Genomic DNA, 15035 nt, shown 5'->3' with positions numbered 1-15035 from the left:
TACCTCCGCTCTCTGATTGCTTATCTTAATTATATATTAGTCATTACCATTTTGCAAGATTTTATTGCTGTGATTGGTCTGCATCTTTAAAGACTGACATATTTTGGGCAAAGTAATCATAACCTGAATAAATGGTTGCGGCTAGGCAGATGTATAAGAAAATCACGCCAAGTAAGTTCCAACCTAGTAACAAGAAGATGATAGATAGCATTTGTGTGAAGGTTTTAATCTTGCCTGGTAGAGCAGCTGCCATAACGACACCACCTTGTTCAACCAAGAGTAAACGCAAACCTGTCACGGCTAATTCCCGACAAATGATAATGGCAATCACCCAAGCTGGTGCTAATTTCAAGGGCACTAACATGATGAATGCTGACATAACCAACATTTTATCAGCCAAGGGATCCGCAAATTTACCGAAATTTGAGACGATGTGCCATTTACGTGCTAAATAACCGTCTAACCAGTCAGTTGCAGATGCGACTGCAAATAAAATTGCAGCGACCACTTGCCAGACATGAGAGTGACCACCTAATGCTAAAATCAAGATAAAAAGTGGAATCGCAAAGATGCGAGCAATGGTTAAATTATTAGGTAAGTTTTCTTTGGTTAATTTCATCAGTTCTCTATTCTATCGTTATCGTCAAGGTTGCTGGACTTTCAGGTGCCACAATACTTGACAAGTCAATTGGGGTATCACCGATTTTAATGGTCAACCCTGTTGTTTTTCCTAGCGTCAAGACCGTCTGATTCCCAGTCAAGGATGTAGTCGTCGGGGTGGCATCAGTCAGAGTGATCTGTCCTCCTGGCAAATCAGAGTTAGTCATACCAATCCAAACAGCTACTCCCGCTGCCGTACTGAGGTTAACTTTTACTGGACTTGCGACATTTTTCACCGTTGCTGCTAGTGCTTGACCATTGCCTGTCACCGTTATTTCAGGTTTGGGCGGTTCAGGTGCTTTTGATTCTGAAGAAACAGATGATGTACTTGGCTCAGTACTACTTGCTGATGCCTTACTTTTAGAGCTAGTCGATAAGCTATAAAGGTGTTCTGCAATCCCACTGTTTTTAGGTTTGTTAAGGACTACGGTAGCTGAAATACTAATGATAATAAGGGCAGCAACAGTACCTAATAAAACGATTGGCAGATAATAACGCCATTTTTTATCACCTAGTTCTTCATCTGCTTCTAGGCGTTCAGAAGGTTTTACAAATCGATAACTTTCAGATAAGTCAGGTGTTTCATCTACTTCAATTGGTTCGTTTTTTTCATAAGCTGTGACCAATTGGTCATAATCAAGGTCCAAACGTTCTGCATACTGTTTGAGATAAGCCTTGACATAAAAGTCCCCTGGCAATGCATCATAATCATCATGCTCCAAGGCGACGATGTACATTTTTTGAATCTGTGTTAATTCTTCAGCTGCGTTAAGTGTCATATCAAGCTTCGCACGCTGGTCACGTAAAACTTGTCCTACTGTTTTTTTTGCCACGAGAACTCCTTTCTGGACTTTTTTTGAGCTGGCACTTACCTTATAGCCTAGACAATGGTGGCAGTCAGCATCACTTTTTTATTTTTACTTTGGGTTCATAATAAATTCAGTCGAGACCATCTCTTTGATAAATCGGTCTGCATGTTGCTCAATTTTTTCCAATGTCAGACTTGACAAAATCATTGGGAAATCAAAGAAAGTCACACCTTCAAAAAGATTAGATGAAAATTGATTGGCAATAAATTCTAGTGAATTTAAAGACTTATAATAATCGCCTAACATCTCTTTTTTGATAATCGTCAAGTGGTCTAAATTGAAATCAGTTTCTATTTTATAACTTTTTAGCGTATCACGCAAAACTTTAGCGAGTTTTATTGGATAAATCGTATCTGACGTCATGCTGGCAAAATGATATTGAGGCGCTACTTCAAAATCGAAACCAAAAGAATCATCAATCAATCCTTGATTATACAAGCTTTCATAACGACTACTAGTATTGCCTAAAATCATCGTCAACATAAGTTGAATCGCTAACTTATACTCAAATCTAAGCAAAGGGTCTGACGGTAAGCGGTCATACCCCCTAAAACCTAGCGCAAGTTTAGGAATCGTGACATCAAAAGACAAATTATTTGTCGCAATCGGTGCTGCTGCCACAAATGGTGCACGCTGAATCGGTACAATCGGCTCAAATCGTTTCTCAGTTTGATTTTTTTCAACCAAATCTGACATTTCTGATACCTCAAACGGTCCTGTTAAAAAGAGCGTCATATTGGCTGGATGATAAAAGGTCCGATAATTTTCATATAAATCTTCCGCTGAAATACGTCTAATACTTTGCGGTGTACCTGCAATATCAGCTGCTAAAGGTGACTCAGGATAAAGATTTTGTAGAAGACCAAAAAACAATCTAAAGTCTGCATCATCTTGATACATCTGAATTTCCTGTGTGATGATACCTTGTTCTTTTTCGACAGAAGGTTGCGTAAAATATGGCTCCTGAACAAAATCTAACAACAATTCAACATTAGGTTCAACGTTTTCCATGGTTGAAAACAGATAAGACGTCCGTGTAAAACTTGTAAAGGCATTGGAATTAGCGCCCAGTGCACCAAAAAAGTTCATGGCATCGCCATCTTTTTTCTCAAACAATTTATGCTCTAAAAAATGAGCAATGCCTTCTGGAAAGGTCTGCATATCTGAGCTACCACGTGGCATAAAACGCGTATCTAAACTGCCAAAATTTGTCGTAAATAAACCATAAGTCTTATTAAATTCAGGCTTTGGCAAATAATAGACGAGTAAGCCATTATCTAGCACCTCTTTATAGAGTGTCTCACCGACTTGTGGATATTTTTTAATCTCCAAGGCTTTCTCCCTCCATAAAATATAAAGCTTGTAAATTCAATGTCTTAGCTATTCTAACAACATCTGCTTTTGTCACGGCGTCTAATCTTTGCAACCATTCTGCTTGAGAAAGCTGACGGTCTGGTAAAAGTTGTTTGATATAAGCCTGCTCGATCAAATTTGACGGTGAATCCAATGATAAGAAATAAGCATTTCTCAACATATTTTTAGTTTGGCCTAATTCACTATCTGAAATATCACCTTGTGCCAAAGCACGAACTTGCGCTCGAATAATAGTTAAGGCTTTACTACGATGTCCCGCATCAATACCAGCTGCAATTTTCAAGAAACCAGTAAAGGTATCAAAACGTGAGTTAGCATAATAAGCTAAACTTTCTTTTTCTCGCACGTTTGTGAACAATTTTGAATGTGAAAAACCACCTAAAAGACCATTCAACACTTGCATCGTGAGATAATCAGAATCACCGTATTTGACTGGGTGACTATAAGCCAACTGTAAAATTGATTGATTAACATCTTCTTTTTCTGTCTTTTCACGCACGATATTGGATGTTGCTTGCTCATAAAAGACAGTACGCACAGGCTCCCTATCAGTAAAAGGCATTTCTGAAAAATAAGTCCTGATATTCGCTTCCTGAGCCGCTGACAAATCACCCAGAATCCAAATATCAATCGTATCTGTCAGTAACATTTTTTTATAGTACTCAAAAACACTCTGACGCGTCTCATGCTCCATCAGCTCAACTGATGAAATACTAGGTGTCGACAGATTTTTATCCTCAAAAAAGAGCTCGCTCAAACGCGTTGATGACACGTAGGATTTATCCTCACGTGTCGATGCCAAATAATGCAAAAGATTTTTCTTTTCACGCGCAAAAGTAGCTTCATCAAAGCCAATATCATCAATCAAAGGCATAAACAAAGCCTGATGTAAAAGTTCAACCGCATCTGTTACCGTATCACTCTCAACAAACTTAGGATTAACAACACTCATACCGATATTCAAAAAATGATTATCACCTTTTTTAGACACACCAGTCGCAAAACTGGCACCATACATCTCTGATAATTTTCTTTGAAATTGTTGATTGGTCGTCAAAACTGCATTTGATGTCTCCCAGAGGTTAGAAATAATCACACGTTTAGCAACATTAGCGCGCGACATCTTAGAGCGAAAGCGTACCAAAAATTGCACTGTCTTAAACTTAGTTTCCTTGATTATATGTAAATTTACGCCATTTTTTATTTTCATGTTTGTCCTTTATTTATGTACTTTTCTATTATACCAAAATATAGGCATCCGGACACCAAATCAAGTAGAAGATTTCAATAAATTTTATAGCGCACTGATTGTCAGTATCGCTAGATTTTTCAACGTTTGCCTAATTTTCTGTCATATTAGCATGATGCCTTGTGCCCTACTGCACAACTTCATTTAACGAAAGATTCCGATTGCGCGCCTATAAGGCCTTAATTTATGTTAAAATGAGGTATGAATACTTATACGATATACGATGAATTTATCACCCTAGGCAAGTTGCTCAAAGAAGCAGCGATTATTGAAACTGGTGGCGCAGCCAAACATTTCTTAGCGACCAACGATGTTTTGTACAATGGTGAATATGAAAATAGACGCGGTAAAAAACTTTTTGATGGCGATGTCTTGGAATTCCCAGGATTCGGGCTAAAAATTAATATTGTCGCAGCGACAGCAGATGAAATTGCGGAACATCAAGCCGAACTTGACGAAGAGGCACGTGTCAAAGCCATTGTCAAAAAAATCAACGCTGATAACAAGAAAACGGAAATGCGTCAAAAATCAGCTGCTAACAATAAAGAGCAATACTATAAACGTAAAACGAGCAAACCTAAATTCCCTGGTGCTAAATAAATACCTATGATTATTTCCGAGTTACATCTCTCCAATTTTCGAAATTATAACCATCTCGACCTCAAATTTCATCCCAACTTAAATATTTTCGTCGGACAAAATGCCCAAGGCAAGACCAATATTGCTGAAAGCATTTATTTTCTTGCCTTAACTCGCAGTCATCGGACACATGCTGATCGGGAATTGATTGCGTGGGAGCAAAAAGAGATGTTGGTATCAGGCACGATAATCAAAAAGAATACAACTGTCCCACTCGAGATTACCTTAACACTTAAGGGGCGGATTGCCAAAGTCAATCATCTCAAGGAAAATCGACTGGCTGATTATATCGGTCATCTGAATGTCATCATGTTCGCACCTGAGGATTTGGCGATTATTAAAGGCGCGCCTAGTGTTCGGAGGCGTTTTATTGATATGGAAATCGGTCAGATTCGGCCTGTCTACTTGTATGATTTGATGCGCTATAATAAAACGCTCAAAGAGCGCAACAGCTATCTCAAATTCGATGCATCAAAAATTGACCCTAATTTTTTGGATGTCTTAGATGACCAGCTGGTAGAATATGGCGAAAAAGTCATGAATCATCGCAAACAATTCATCTCCAGTCTCACTGAGATTTCTGCTGACTTGCACAATCATCTAAGTCATGGTCAAGAAAAGTTGAACATCGTTTATGCTCAAAATGTCAAGACTGACTTCGCAGACGAACTTAAACAAGCGCGTCAAAAAGACCAGTTTCGTGCCCAGACTTCTGTTGGACCTCATCGAGATGATTTACAATTTTTCATCAATGATATTAATGTTTCCAATTTTGGTTCTCAAGGTCAGCAACGCACGACTGCGCTGTCTGTCAAATTAGCTGAAATTGAGTTGATTTATCAAGAAACGGGTGAGTATCCGGTTTTACTCTTGGACGATGTCATGAGTGAACTCGATAATCAAAGACAGCTCGATCTGTTATCTTTAGTTATCGGTAAAACACAGACGTTCATCACAACAACGACGCTTGATCATCTACAACATTTACCTGATAAAATGACGGTTTTTGAAGTGACTTCAGGTACGATACAGACCGTCTCCTCAGAACAATCAGATACATCAGTAGATTCCGAGTAGTGCTCAGTATTAAATTCTAAAAAGTATTAAGAAACGTGAACGGCTGAGCCCGTTCACGTTTCTTAATTATTTTTTTATTCTATTGCTATACCTTATGGTTTCTTTTTATTAGCATCATCATTACTACTGCTAGTATTGCTACTTGAACTATTACCTGTATTATTTCCAGAATTATTATTGGCATTATTACCCGCATTACTACCTAAAATTTTTGTCCAAGCATTTGCATAGTCACTATCACTACCACCAATCGCAAATTTATATTGCGTCGTCGGTGCACCTTCTGGTTTAGCCCAGTAAGATGTCGTCGTTGGTCCTGATAATGTGAAGTTAGTATAGCCTCCACCTGTGAACGCTCCTGGCTTTTCACCCGTTGAGGTTAAGACTGTTGATTTCGTCACTGACGGATCAAGTGTGAAACGTTGCTCAACACCAAAGACACCAGGATTAGCCTGATAAATACTATTAGCCAGTTGCGCAACATATTGTGAGTTATTGTTATAACCCGTCATCGCAGCCATTGGTGTATTATCATCGTGACCGACCCAAGAACTAAGCGTTACTGTAGGCGTTGCAACCATAAGCCAAACATCGACAAAATCATTTGATGTCCCGGTTTTACCAACCCAATCAGCACCCGCTAACGTTGGATTCAAGTTAGACAACTGACCATAAAAAGTCGTTGTTTTCTGTGACTTAATCGGCCCCTTTAAAAGTTCTGCCATGATTGATGAGGTGGCTTTTGAATACACTTGTACAGGCTTGCTTTCGTGTTTATAAATCTCTTTGCCATTACCGTCTTTAATACTATCAACGACATAGTACTGCTCATATTGTCCACCGTTTAGCAAGGCTTGATAACCATTCGTATGTTGAACAACAGAAGGGTCAATCCCTCCACCCAAAGGCAGTGATTCAATCTGGTAATTATCAACCTTATAGCCCATCTTACTCATGTAAGGTTTGACACTCTGACCGTTTTTAAGCATTGTTTGGTAGGTCCAGTAAGCAGGAATATTCCAAGACGTATCTAATGCATCTTGCAAGGTCATCATCTCTTGCGTACCCGCTGACGTGTCATGCATGATAGGCTCGCCACTAGAGAACTTAGTCGGATAGTTAGATAAACGACTTGCACTACCTAAAATTCCCATATCAATCGCTGGACCATAAGCTATAATCGGTTTAATCGACGAACCAGGACTTCGGTGCGTATCAAAAGCATGATTATTTTGGTTACTATTATAATCCAAACCACCAACAAAGCCAAGAACAGCACCAGTTTTATTATCCATCAGAACATTACCCGTCTGGTTTTCACCTGTACCATCTTGCAAGAGGTAGCCGTAATTTGCGACAGCCGTCTGCATGGCTTGATAAATCCCTTGGTCAATGGTTGCTGTTATTGTAAAGCCACCTTGCTGCAATTTTTGTTCTGCCATTTTTTGGTAGGTTTCTTTAACCACATCATTACCTTGGTCAGCTTCAGAAACCTTATCTGTCTTAATCAAATAATCATAGACTTTATCAAAGGCTTCATTATAGACCACATGATATAAATAACCATGACTTGTTGTTTCAGCTGTTGCTGGCGCAATGAATTCAGTCGAAATATCATATGCTTTATAGGCTTCATACTCTTTTTTAGAGATATAACCATTTCTATAAAGGTTAAAGAGTACATCTTTTTGTCTATCTAAACCATATTGCATATTTTCCTTAGATTTAAGATTACCGTCTGCACCATAAGGTGTATAAACAATCGGACTCTGTGGTAAACCTGCGATAAAAGCTGCTTCTGGTATCGTCAAGTCTTTAGCTGACTTACCAAAAATTCCTTTAGCTGCCTCTTCAACACCAGCAATATTTTGACCTTTATTATTACGGCCAAAAGGCGAGACATTTAGATAGTCTGTTAAGATTTCATCCTTGGTAAAATGTTTCTCAAGCTCTAAAGCATATACCATCTCTGTGGCTTTTCGTTTAAAAGTTGGGGAATCTCCAAGGACTTGTTGTTTAATCAACTGTTGGGTAATCGTTGAACCACCTGAAGACGAGCCACCCATTGATTCTCCTAAGATTGCTCTGAAGAAAGCTTTGGGCACCACACCTTTGTGATGCTCAAAATTCTCATCCTCTGTTGCAATCAAGGCATTTTTTACCGTTTGAGCAATCTGGTCACCTGAAACTTTTGTTCTGATTAAATCACTTGAAATATCAGAAATCGGCTGACCATTGCTATAAGTCATCAAGGATGCCTCAGGAATCGTATTGATTTTTTCAGTCAATACTTTGCTTGACGGCACTTTGACATCTGAAATCAGGCTCACCAAATAACCCGTTCCTGTCGCAGCACCAAAAATAATACCTAGACTCAAAATCGTCGCAAAAATAACAGCCAAACCTCTGACAACTATAAAAATCGTCTCTAGAATAGTTTTACTATCAGAAGGACTTTTTTTATTTTTGTTTTTGTTTTTATTTTTTTCGTTACGTTTCGCTTTTTTAGCTTTAATGCGATGCTGTAACGCCTCACGTTCTTTATCGGAAAATTCTTTAGTCATAGCTTTATTATATCATAACTTTTTTCTTTTACCTACTACTATATGGCCTACAAGCCTTTAGATATAGGGGTTTCATCTTTTGTATCTCTATCAATAATTTGCGCGTGAAGGTTCACTTGCAAACAAAAAGCCAACACGATAGGCTAGCTTTTCAAAGTTTTACATCACGACTAGAGTGATTATAAGAAAATCAAAGTGGATAAGAGATACAGCACAATAATGTGAAGCGGATAGAAGATATAGAACAACCATTTTTCTTTTCTACCTTCCTTGCCATTATATAAACAGATTGGTAGGAGAGAAAAAATCATCATCCATTGGTCATTATGTGGGTTTGAAACAAAAATAAATAGACTGACTACCACAAGTGCAAGATATATTAATAGTTTTTTATCTCTCAAAATATAAAACATTAAAGCTAGTAGGATAAAAACCGGTCCACCTTCAACAGTAATGAAATTAGGGATAAAAAATATGAAAATTTGTTTGATGATAAGTGGCATATCTTGACTTGCCATAACAAACAAAGTCACAAAAGGTGTCACAACAAGAAACAACAAGCCCAAAATAGCTTTACCAATGTACTTGACTTTACCGAAAAATCCGTCATACACCCACATGGCACATAAACCTAAAAACAAAGTGCCGAAGATAGTATTAATCAACTCTACTTTAGGATTTGGCAAGATAGCAGGTATAGCCATAAATAAAACCTGACAAATCCAAAAACCTATCAATAAGTTCAACATATACTTCTTACGATTATGTGTGTAATGAAAACCTTCTGCACTTAAAAATAAGAAAATTGGTGCAACTAGCCTTCCTAGCATTGTGAACCACAATGGAATCCCTTCAAAATAAAACATTTGGTGAACATGGTCAAAAACCATTAAAATAATTCCGATAAGTTTTAAATCAAATGATGTTAAACCTTTTTTCATAATAGACATGCTACTTTCTCCTACTTATTTAGTTTCACGGCATTAAAACGGTGTTGTACGCCTTGACGATATTGAAATTATACACCAGATTCTGATAGCTTTGACTTACACTTTCGTAAGCTCACTGTAAGGTAAGTCGTTTCAGCTGTCTATCATACAACATCTAAATCATCAAATTAGGTACTTTTTAGGCTTAATATCAAGTCAACAATGCCATCTGATAAACTCGTGTTAAAATATAGGCTCACGCCTTAAAATATCTTGATTTTTTTGATATAATAGACTTAATTTATAAAAATTTAGCTAAATGAGGTGGCATTAGGTCTGCTCAGCTTTCAATATAGCATTTTTAATACTTTATCCCCTGTGTCTATATCACGATGCGTTGATAAAATAGCTCGGATAAAGCATTATCTGCTACCATGTGTCGGCAGTAAGCAAATACAACCTCTAAAGTAAGGATGATTGAACATGAATATCTTCGAAGAACTCAAAGCGCGTGGTTTGATTTTTCAAACGACTGATGAAGCAGCTTTAGTCAAAGCCTTGACGGAAACTTCTGTTAGCTTTTATACGGGCTATGACCCAACGGCGGACTCGCTGCATTTGGGGCATTTGGTACCTATCCTAAATATGCGCCGCTTGCAACTTGCTGGGCATCATCCAGTAGCGCTCGTTGGTGGTGCGACTGGGATGATTGGCGACCCCTCATTTAAGGATGCTGAGCGCTCACTCCAAACCACTGATACCGTGGCACAATGGTCTGAATCGATCAAGCAACAGTTATCACGTTTCCTGAGTTTTGAAGGCGAAAACGCTGCTATCGTAGTCAACAATTACGACTGGTTTTCTGACATGAACGTCCTTGAATTCTTGCGCGATGTCGGCAAATACTACACCATCAACTACATGATGAGCAAAGAATCGGTCAAAAAACGGATTGAAACTGGGATTTCCTATACTGAGTTTGCCTACCAAATTCTTCAAGGCTATGATTTCTATCAACTCAATGAAAACCACGGCGTCAACCTCCAAATCGGTGGGTCTGACCAATGGGGGAACATGGTAGCTGGGACTGATTTAATTCGTAAAAAGTCAGGTAATGAAACCCATGTCATTACAGTACCACTTATCACTGATTCAACCGGTAAAAAATTCGGCAAGTCTGAGGGCAATGCCGTGTGGCTTGATGCCGATAAAACATCACCATATGAATTTTACCAATTCTGGCTCAATATCGCTGATGCCGATGCCGTCAAATTCTTGAAAATCTTTACTTTCTTATCTCTTGATGAAATTGATGAGATTGCAAAAGCTTTTGAAGCAGAGCCGCATGAACGTTTAGCTCAAAAAACATTGGCTAAAGAAGTCGTTACTTTGGTTCACGGGGAAGCTGCTTATGCGCAAGCAGTCAATATCTCAGAACAACTTTTCGCAGGTCACATCAAAGCCTTGTCAGTCAAAGATATCAAGGCCGGCTTGAAAGATGTTCCTAGCTATACTGTTCCAAGTGATTTTGACGGTAACTTGGTTAATCTGCTTGTTGATGCCAAAATCTCACCAAGCCGCCGCCAGGCACGTGAAGACATCACAAATGGCGCTATTTACCTCAACGGTGAACGTCAAACTGAGCTAGATTATATTTTGAGCGATGCAGATAAACTTGAAAATGAATTAACAGTAATCCGTCGTGGTAAGAAAAAATATACAATTGTGAATTACTGATTGGGATAACCTATCGCCATTAAATATATATAATAAAGTAAAGACAAAAAGCCACAAAAGCTCATTTAAACGTGAGCTCTTGCGGCTTTTTAGATTTTTAGACTTTGAAATTAATTAGGATTATTACATCAACACAAATGTCCAGAAACTCTTTTTGATACATACTGAAGAACTAACATTTTATAATGTGCAATCAAAATGAATTTCATTTGTTTCAAAATTTCCATATGCTAAAACAGACTCTTTTTCTAACATATAATCAAGTAGCAGTTCTGAAACCATATATGTGCCGAGAAATGAATTTAAGACTGAACCACTGTTTTCGCTGATCGCACCTTTTTTGTTGACAATCAATATTTTAATTCTATCGATAAATTTTATAGCCGTCTGATAATTTTTAATCAAATATGCAGTTTGAGCTAAAACACCATAACCGCTTACGAGAATAGGACCACTAATTTTATTATCAACTTTGGCTTGAATTAGATCTAACATTAATTCATGATCATCAGAAGCATTTATTATGATATCTGTATCCGTAAGACCATCAACTAAGCCATTTAATTCTTGATAGTTAGCTATAAATTTTTTATGTGGTGTTATCTGATACTTTTCACCATATCTATCATTTAATGCTTCAACTTTATATTTTCCTATTTCATTTACTAAATAATTTTGTGCTTCTAAATTTTTTTCTTCAATAGAGTCACCATCAATTAAAACAAAATGATTGAATTTTAACTTCCCCAAAATTTCAACCAAGTAACTGCCAGCTGTACCTAAACCGATAATAATAATTCTTTGTTCCGAAACTTTTATTTCATAGTCTTGATAGAATTTTTTCGGAAAAGTATTAACAAACATTTCAGTTCTTGTTAATGCCTCCACTGTTCCAGAAATCCAGTATCCATAACCTTTATTTTCTAGAAATAAGAGAATATCATCTTTTTTTGATTGTGAGATCAATCCATAGCCAGCTATTTCTTCATCAGTTCTTGGTATATTGATAAACTGTAAAAACGAAAAAAATCCTTCATTATCATCAGTATTAATTACTGTATTTAAATAATTATTACCATAATATGTCTCTATTCCTGATTCTTTTTGCATCCAAATCAATTCTGATTTTAATCTAAATCGCTTCATTATTTTTACTCCTTTGGATAGTTGTTAAAATCAAACTAAGTGCTACTGTAGATATGATTAGGAAAATAAGCCATGCAATTTTTGCATGCCATAAAGTAAGACTTGTAAAGATAACTGTACCCACTGGAATTGATAGCATAAACAAGGTATCAAGAAAAGCACCAGTTTGTGCTAATACCTCAGGCGATAAGGCATTCAATAATTGTGAAGACAATTTTGGATTAATTTTACCTATCACATACCCTATAAAAGCGATAAATATCGTACTAATTAAAGGAGCAAGCTGTAGCATATTTAAAATTGAAAGAACGATCAAACTAGCTGATACAAGTGAAATTAAACTGACCAATGTAAGTTTTGAAAAAACATCATTTGGTAATAAACTACTGGTAATCACACCTAGAATATAAGAACTTTGCAAGATTAAGATAGAGGTACCAAATTGAAGATTGAAAATTGGCTTATCCAATAAAACAATATTAAAAATTGGCAAAACGGCACTCCCTAATACATTAATCAAAATAATACAACTTAATATTCTAGCAAAACCAGTTGTCCCTTCTTTACCAAATATTTGCTTTGTGTTTGATAAAATTGCTTTCATTTTTGCGATAAGAGAAATTTTATTATCCTTACTAACAGCAGAGATAAATTCAAAAGGCATCTCCTTTCGTATGACAATCAGTGCAAAAACTGACAATAAAAAAGTTATAGCATTTACAGTAGCAACAAGTGAGAAATTTTGATAACTAGCAGTCAGTAGCCAAACCCCAAAAATTTGACCAAGTAAAGAACTGATATAAGTAATAAATTGCTTAAAAGAAAATGCCGACATCATCGCGTTTTCTGGAATATTTTTTTGAATAATAGGCATTTTTAAACCACGCTCAAAATTACTAAATGTATCAGATATGATATTAATAAAACACACTGCGGAAAAAGCAAGATAGGACATATTCATCTGAAGTAAAGCAACTATAATAAATAAAAACGCCTGAATAAAACCAATACTAATCGCCTACTTTACCTTATGCTCAGTCTTATCAGCCCTTATACCGACAGAGATTTGAAAAAATATAGGGATGAGCATAATGGCATTTGCAACAAATACCATGATTCTTGGATTAGGCATCATTGAAGCATATATAACAAACACAATATTATAAATGGATGCCCCCGAATTATTTAAAAAATCAGATATTGTTAGCCATCTAAAAACTTTATTTTTTAAAAAAAGGTTCATAAATTCTCCAAAGTAATTTGAAAAAGCGATAAACATAAATCGCTTCATATTCATCGCCGTTTAGTTTTAACCAAAAATACAAATAAGGATGTCATTACTATCCAAGATATGTTTTTCTTCAAATTTCATATTTATTTTCTCCTCTCCAACAAGTCCCCAGCTGTTAGTCTTGTTCAGTTCTCGTAAATCGTTCAAACTAACTTACAAAATAATTATATCACTTCAAACACACCTATGTGAAAAGTTGCTAACTTGCAACACTTTTTTGCTATAAACCGTTGCAAGTTAGCAACGATAGGTTTTCCCCTTTTTAAATTTGATAAAATATAGCTATCATAGGAAAGGAATTCTAATCATGATTTTTAAACTATTTAATCTGTTTGGTATTTTAGATTTTTAATTTAAACAAAACGCCAGTATTTTAACAAGCTACTGGTATTTTTATTTAGGTATAGTTGACTAGAAGAATCTCAATTTTTCTCGCTAATGCTGATGCATCTAAATTTTTCAAAAACTGAATATCCCTTTTAATCTCCGTCAAAATCTCTGATTTTTCATCTTGACGATAGCAAGAAATTTTTTTAAAAACAGAAACAGCGATTCTCTCTACTGTATCATTTGGTTTTAATAGTACTTCAAGTTTCTTTTCAAACACATCTGCATAGTTAAATTTTCGATGAAGAATCATATGAACATATAGATTCACAACTGTTCGCTTAACGATATGTGCATTGTAAGGTAACTTTTTATAAAATTTATCTTTTTTTAACAAATCTAAACCAAGTTGGTACACTAAATTAATATCTAAAGTTTCCAAAACCATCGCAAAAACATTAACATCAAATACTGTCCATTCTTCAATATCTGTTAAATGTTTATCAATAAACAGACATTCCTCATCTGTCAGCACATTTCTTCCCGACAAATCTTTGATTGCACACTTAGCCAAAATGTTGAAAATCTTTTTCTCTTTTGTTCTAGGTTTTGGTAGAATCAGGGCTTTCAATCCCTCTATATCTTGAGTAACAATATAAGACTGTAATTTTTCACCAAACCTATGTAAATTACCACCCTCAAAATTTCCGATTGTCAAGAAAAATTCGCTCGCAGTCATATTTAAACCTTTAATCGCATGCATAAAACCGTCTAACAATAACATTTGTGTCCCATTTTCGAATCTTGAAACCTGTGATTTATTCAAATTATCACTTGTGACATCTCCCATAGTGTAACCCCTAGACTCCCTCACCTTTCGATAGTGAACACCTAAATCTTTAAAATCTAACATCTATTTTTCTCCATTTTCTTACTCAGCACTATCAGATAAAGTAGCATAACCAAGTGACCTAAAACAGCCAAATAGCAAACGCTTCCATATCAACTAATAGAATTATACAAATTTTCAAAATATATGTCAATTATTTATATCAAAATATTCAGACAATAATTGATACAAGCAACTCATCTAAAAAATAATGTATTTTATGACCGGGACAAAAAAACTGTATAAAATCTGCCCTTTTAAAAACAGATTTCATACAGTTTTAA

General features: G+C 36.1%; 13 protein-coding genes. 3 read left to right on the top strand and 10 right to left on the bottom strand.

What is annotated here, in order from left to right:
- Positions 1–61: 61 nt before the first annotated feature.
- From pgsA to yfmF, 4 genes are all read right to left on the bottom strand, one after another.
- On the bottom strand, positions 62–619 hold the full coding sequence (gene pgsA, locus HZR21_RS00185; protein WP_003138178.1) for a CDP-diacylglycerol--glycerol-3-phosphate 3-phosphatidyltransferase: 558 nt from the start codon (positions 617–619) through the stop codon (positions 62–64).
- A 7-nt stretch (positions 620–626) separates the two neighbouring features.
- Positions 627–1493, bottom strand: coding sequence for a helix-turn-helix domain-containing protein (locus tag HZR21_RS00180; protein WP_180745409.1), 867 nt, complete (start codon positions 1491–1493; stop codon positions 627–629).
- Between the two features lie 84 nt (positions 1494–1577).
- The gene (yfmH, locus tag HZR21_RS00175) at positions 1578–2861 is read right to left on the bottom strand and encodes an EF-P 5-aminopentanol modification-associated protein YfmH (RefSeq protein ID WP_180745407.1); all 1284 of its coding nucleotides are present in this window, start codon (positions 2859–2861) and stop codon (positions 1578–1580) included.
- Positions 2851–4113: an EF-P 5-aminopentanol modification-associated protein YfmF gene (gene yfmF / locus HZR21_RS00170; RefSeq protein ID WP_180745405.1), complete on the bottom strand. Its 1263-nt coding sequence runs from the start codon at positions 4111–4113 to the stop codon at positions 2851–2853. Before yfmF ends, yfmH begins: the two co-directional genes overlap by 11 nt.
- A 240-nt stretch (positions 4114–4353) precedes the next feature.
- On the opposite strand from yfmF, the gene yaaA reads away from it, so the two are divergent.
- Positions 4354–4752: a S4 domain-containing protein YaaA gene (gene yaaA / locus HZR21_RS00165; protein ID WP_003138185.1), complete on the top strand. Its 399-nt coding sequence runs from the start codon at positions 4354–4356 to the stop codon at positions 4750–4752.
- Positions 4753–4758: 6 nt separating this feature from the next.
- On the top strand, positions 4759–5868 hold the full coding sequence (gene recF / locus HZR21_RS00160; RefSeq protein WP_180745404.1) for a DNA replication/repair protein RecF: 1110 nt from the start codon (positions 4759–4761) through the stop codon (positions 5866–5868).
- Positions 5869–5960: 92 nt separating this feature from the next.
- Here the strand turns inward: recF and HZR21_RS00155 are convergent, their stop codons facing one another.
- Together HZR21_RS00155 and HZR21_RS00150 are read right to left on the bottom strand one after the other, a co-directional pair.
- Positions 5961–8432, bottom strand: a complete 2472-nt coding sequence (locus HZR21_RS00155; protein ID WP_180745402.1) for a transglycosylase domain-containing protein — start codon at positions 8430–8432, stop codon at positions 5961–5963.
- Between the two features lie 179 nt (positions 8433–8611).
- Positions 8612–9382 (bottom strand): TraX family protein, encoded by a 771-nt coding sequence (locus tag HZR21_RS00150; RefSeq protein WP_180745400.1) that lies wholly within the window; start codon positions 9380–9382, stop codon positions 8612–8614.
- 462 nt (positions 9383–9844) lie between these two features.
- On the opposite strand from HZR21_RS00150, the gene tyrS reads away from it, so the two are divergent.
- Positions 9845–11098 (top strand): tyrosine--tRNA ligase, encoded by a 1254-nt coding sequence (tyrS, locus tag HZR21_RS00145; RefSeq protein ID WP_180745398.1) that lies wholly within the window; start codon positions 9845–9847, stop codon positions 11096–11098.
- Positions 11099–11278: 180 nt separating this feature from the next.
- On the opposite strand, the gene HZR21_RS00140 is transcribed toward tyrS, so the two are convergent.
- The 4 genes from HZR21_RS00140 to HZR21_RS00125 form a co-directional block, all read right to left on the bottom strand.
- Complete coding sequence (locus tag HZR21_RS00140; RefSeq protein WP_180745396.1) at positions 11279–12244, bottom strand: ThiF family adenylyltransferase; 966 nt, start codon at positions 12242–12244, stop codon at positions 11279–11281.
- Positions 12231–13205 (bottom strand): transporter, encoded by a 975-nt coding sequence (locus HZR21_RS00135; RefSeq protein ID WP_180745394.1) that lies wholly within the window; start codon positions 13203–13205, stop codon positions 12231–12233. The genes HZR21_RS00140 and HZR21_RS00135 overlap by 14 nt, the downstream gene beginning before the upstream one ends.
- Before the next feature lie 57 nt (positions 13206–13262).
- A complete protein-coding gene (locus HZR21_RS00130) occupies positions 13263–13535 on the bottom strand; it encodes a hypothetical protein (RefSeq protein WP_180745392.1) in 273 nt (90 codons plus the stop codon).
- Between the two features lie 397 nt (positions 13536–13932).
- Positions 13933–14775: an Rgg family transcriptional regulator gene (locus HZR21_RS00125; RefSeq protein ID WP_180745390.1), complete on the bottom strand. Its 843-nt coding sequence runs from the start codon at positions 14773–14775 to the stop codon at positions 13933–13935.
- Positions 14776–15035 lie beyond the last annotated feature (260 nt).

Source organism: Pseudolactococcus laudensis (genome assembly GCF_013449735.1).
Lineage (GTDB): Bacteria > Bacillota > Bacilli > Lactobacillales > Streptococcaceae > Pseudolactococcus > Pseudolactococcus laudensis.
The sequence above is the reverse complement of the archived record's forward strand: the minus strand, read 5'-3'. Positions and strand labels throughout refer to the sequence as shown.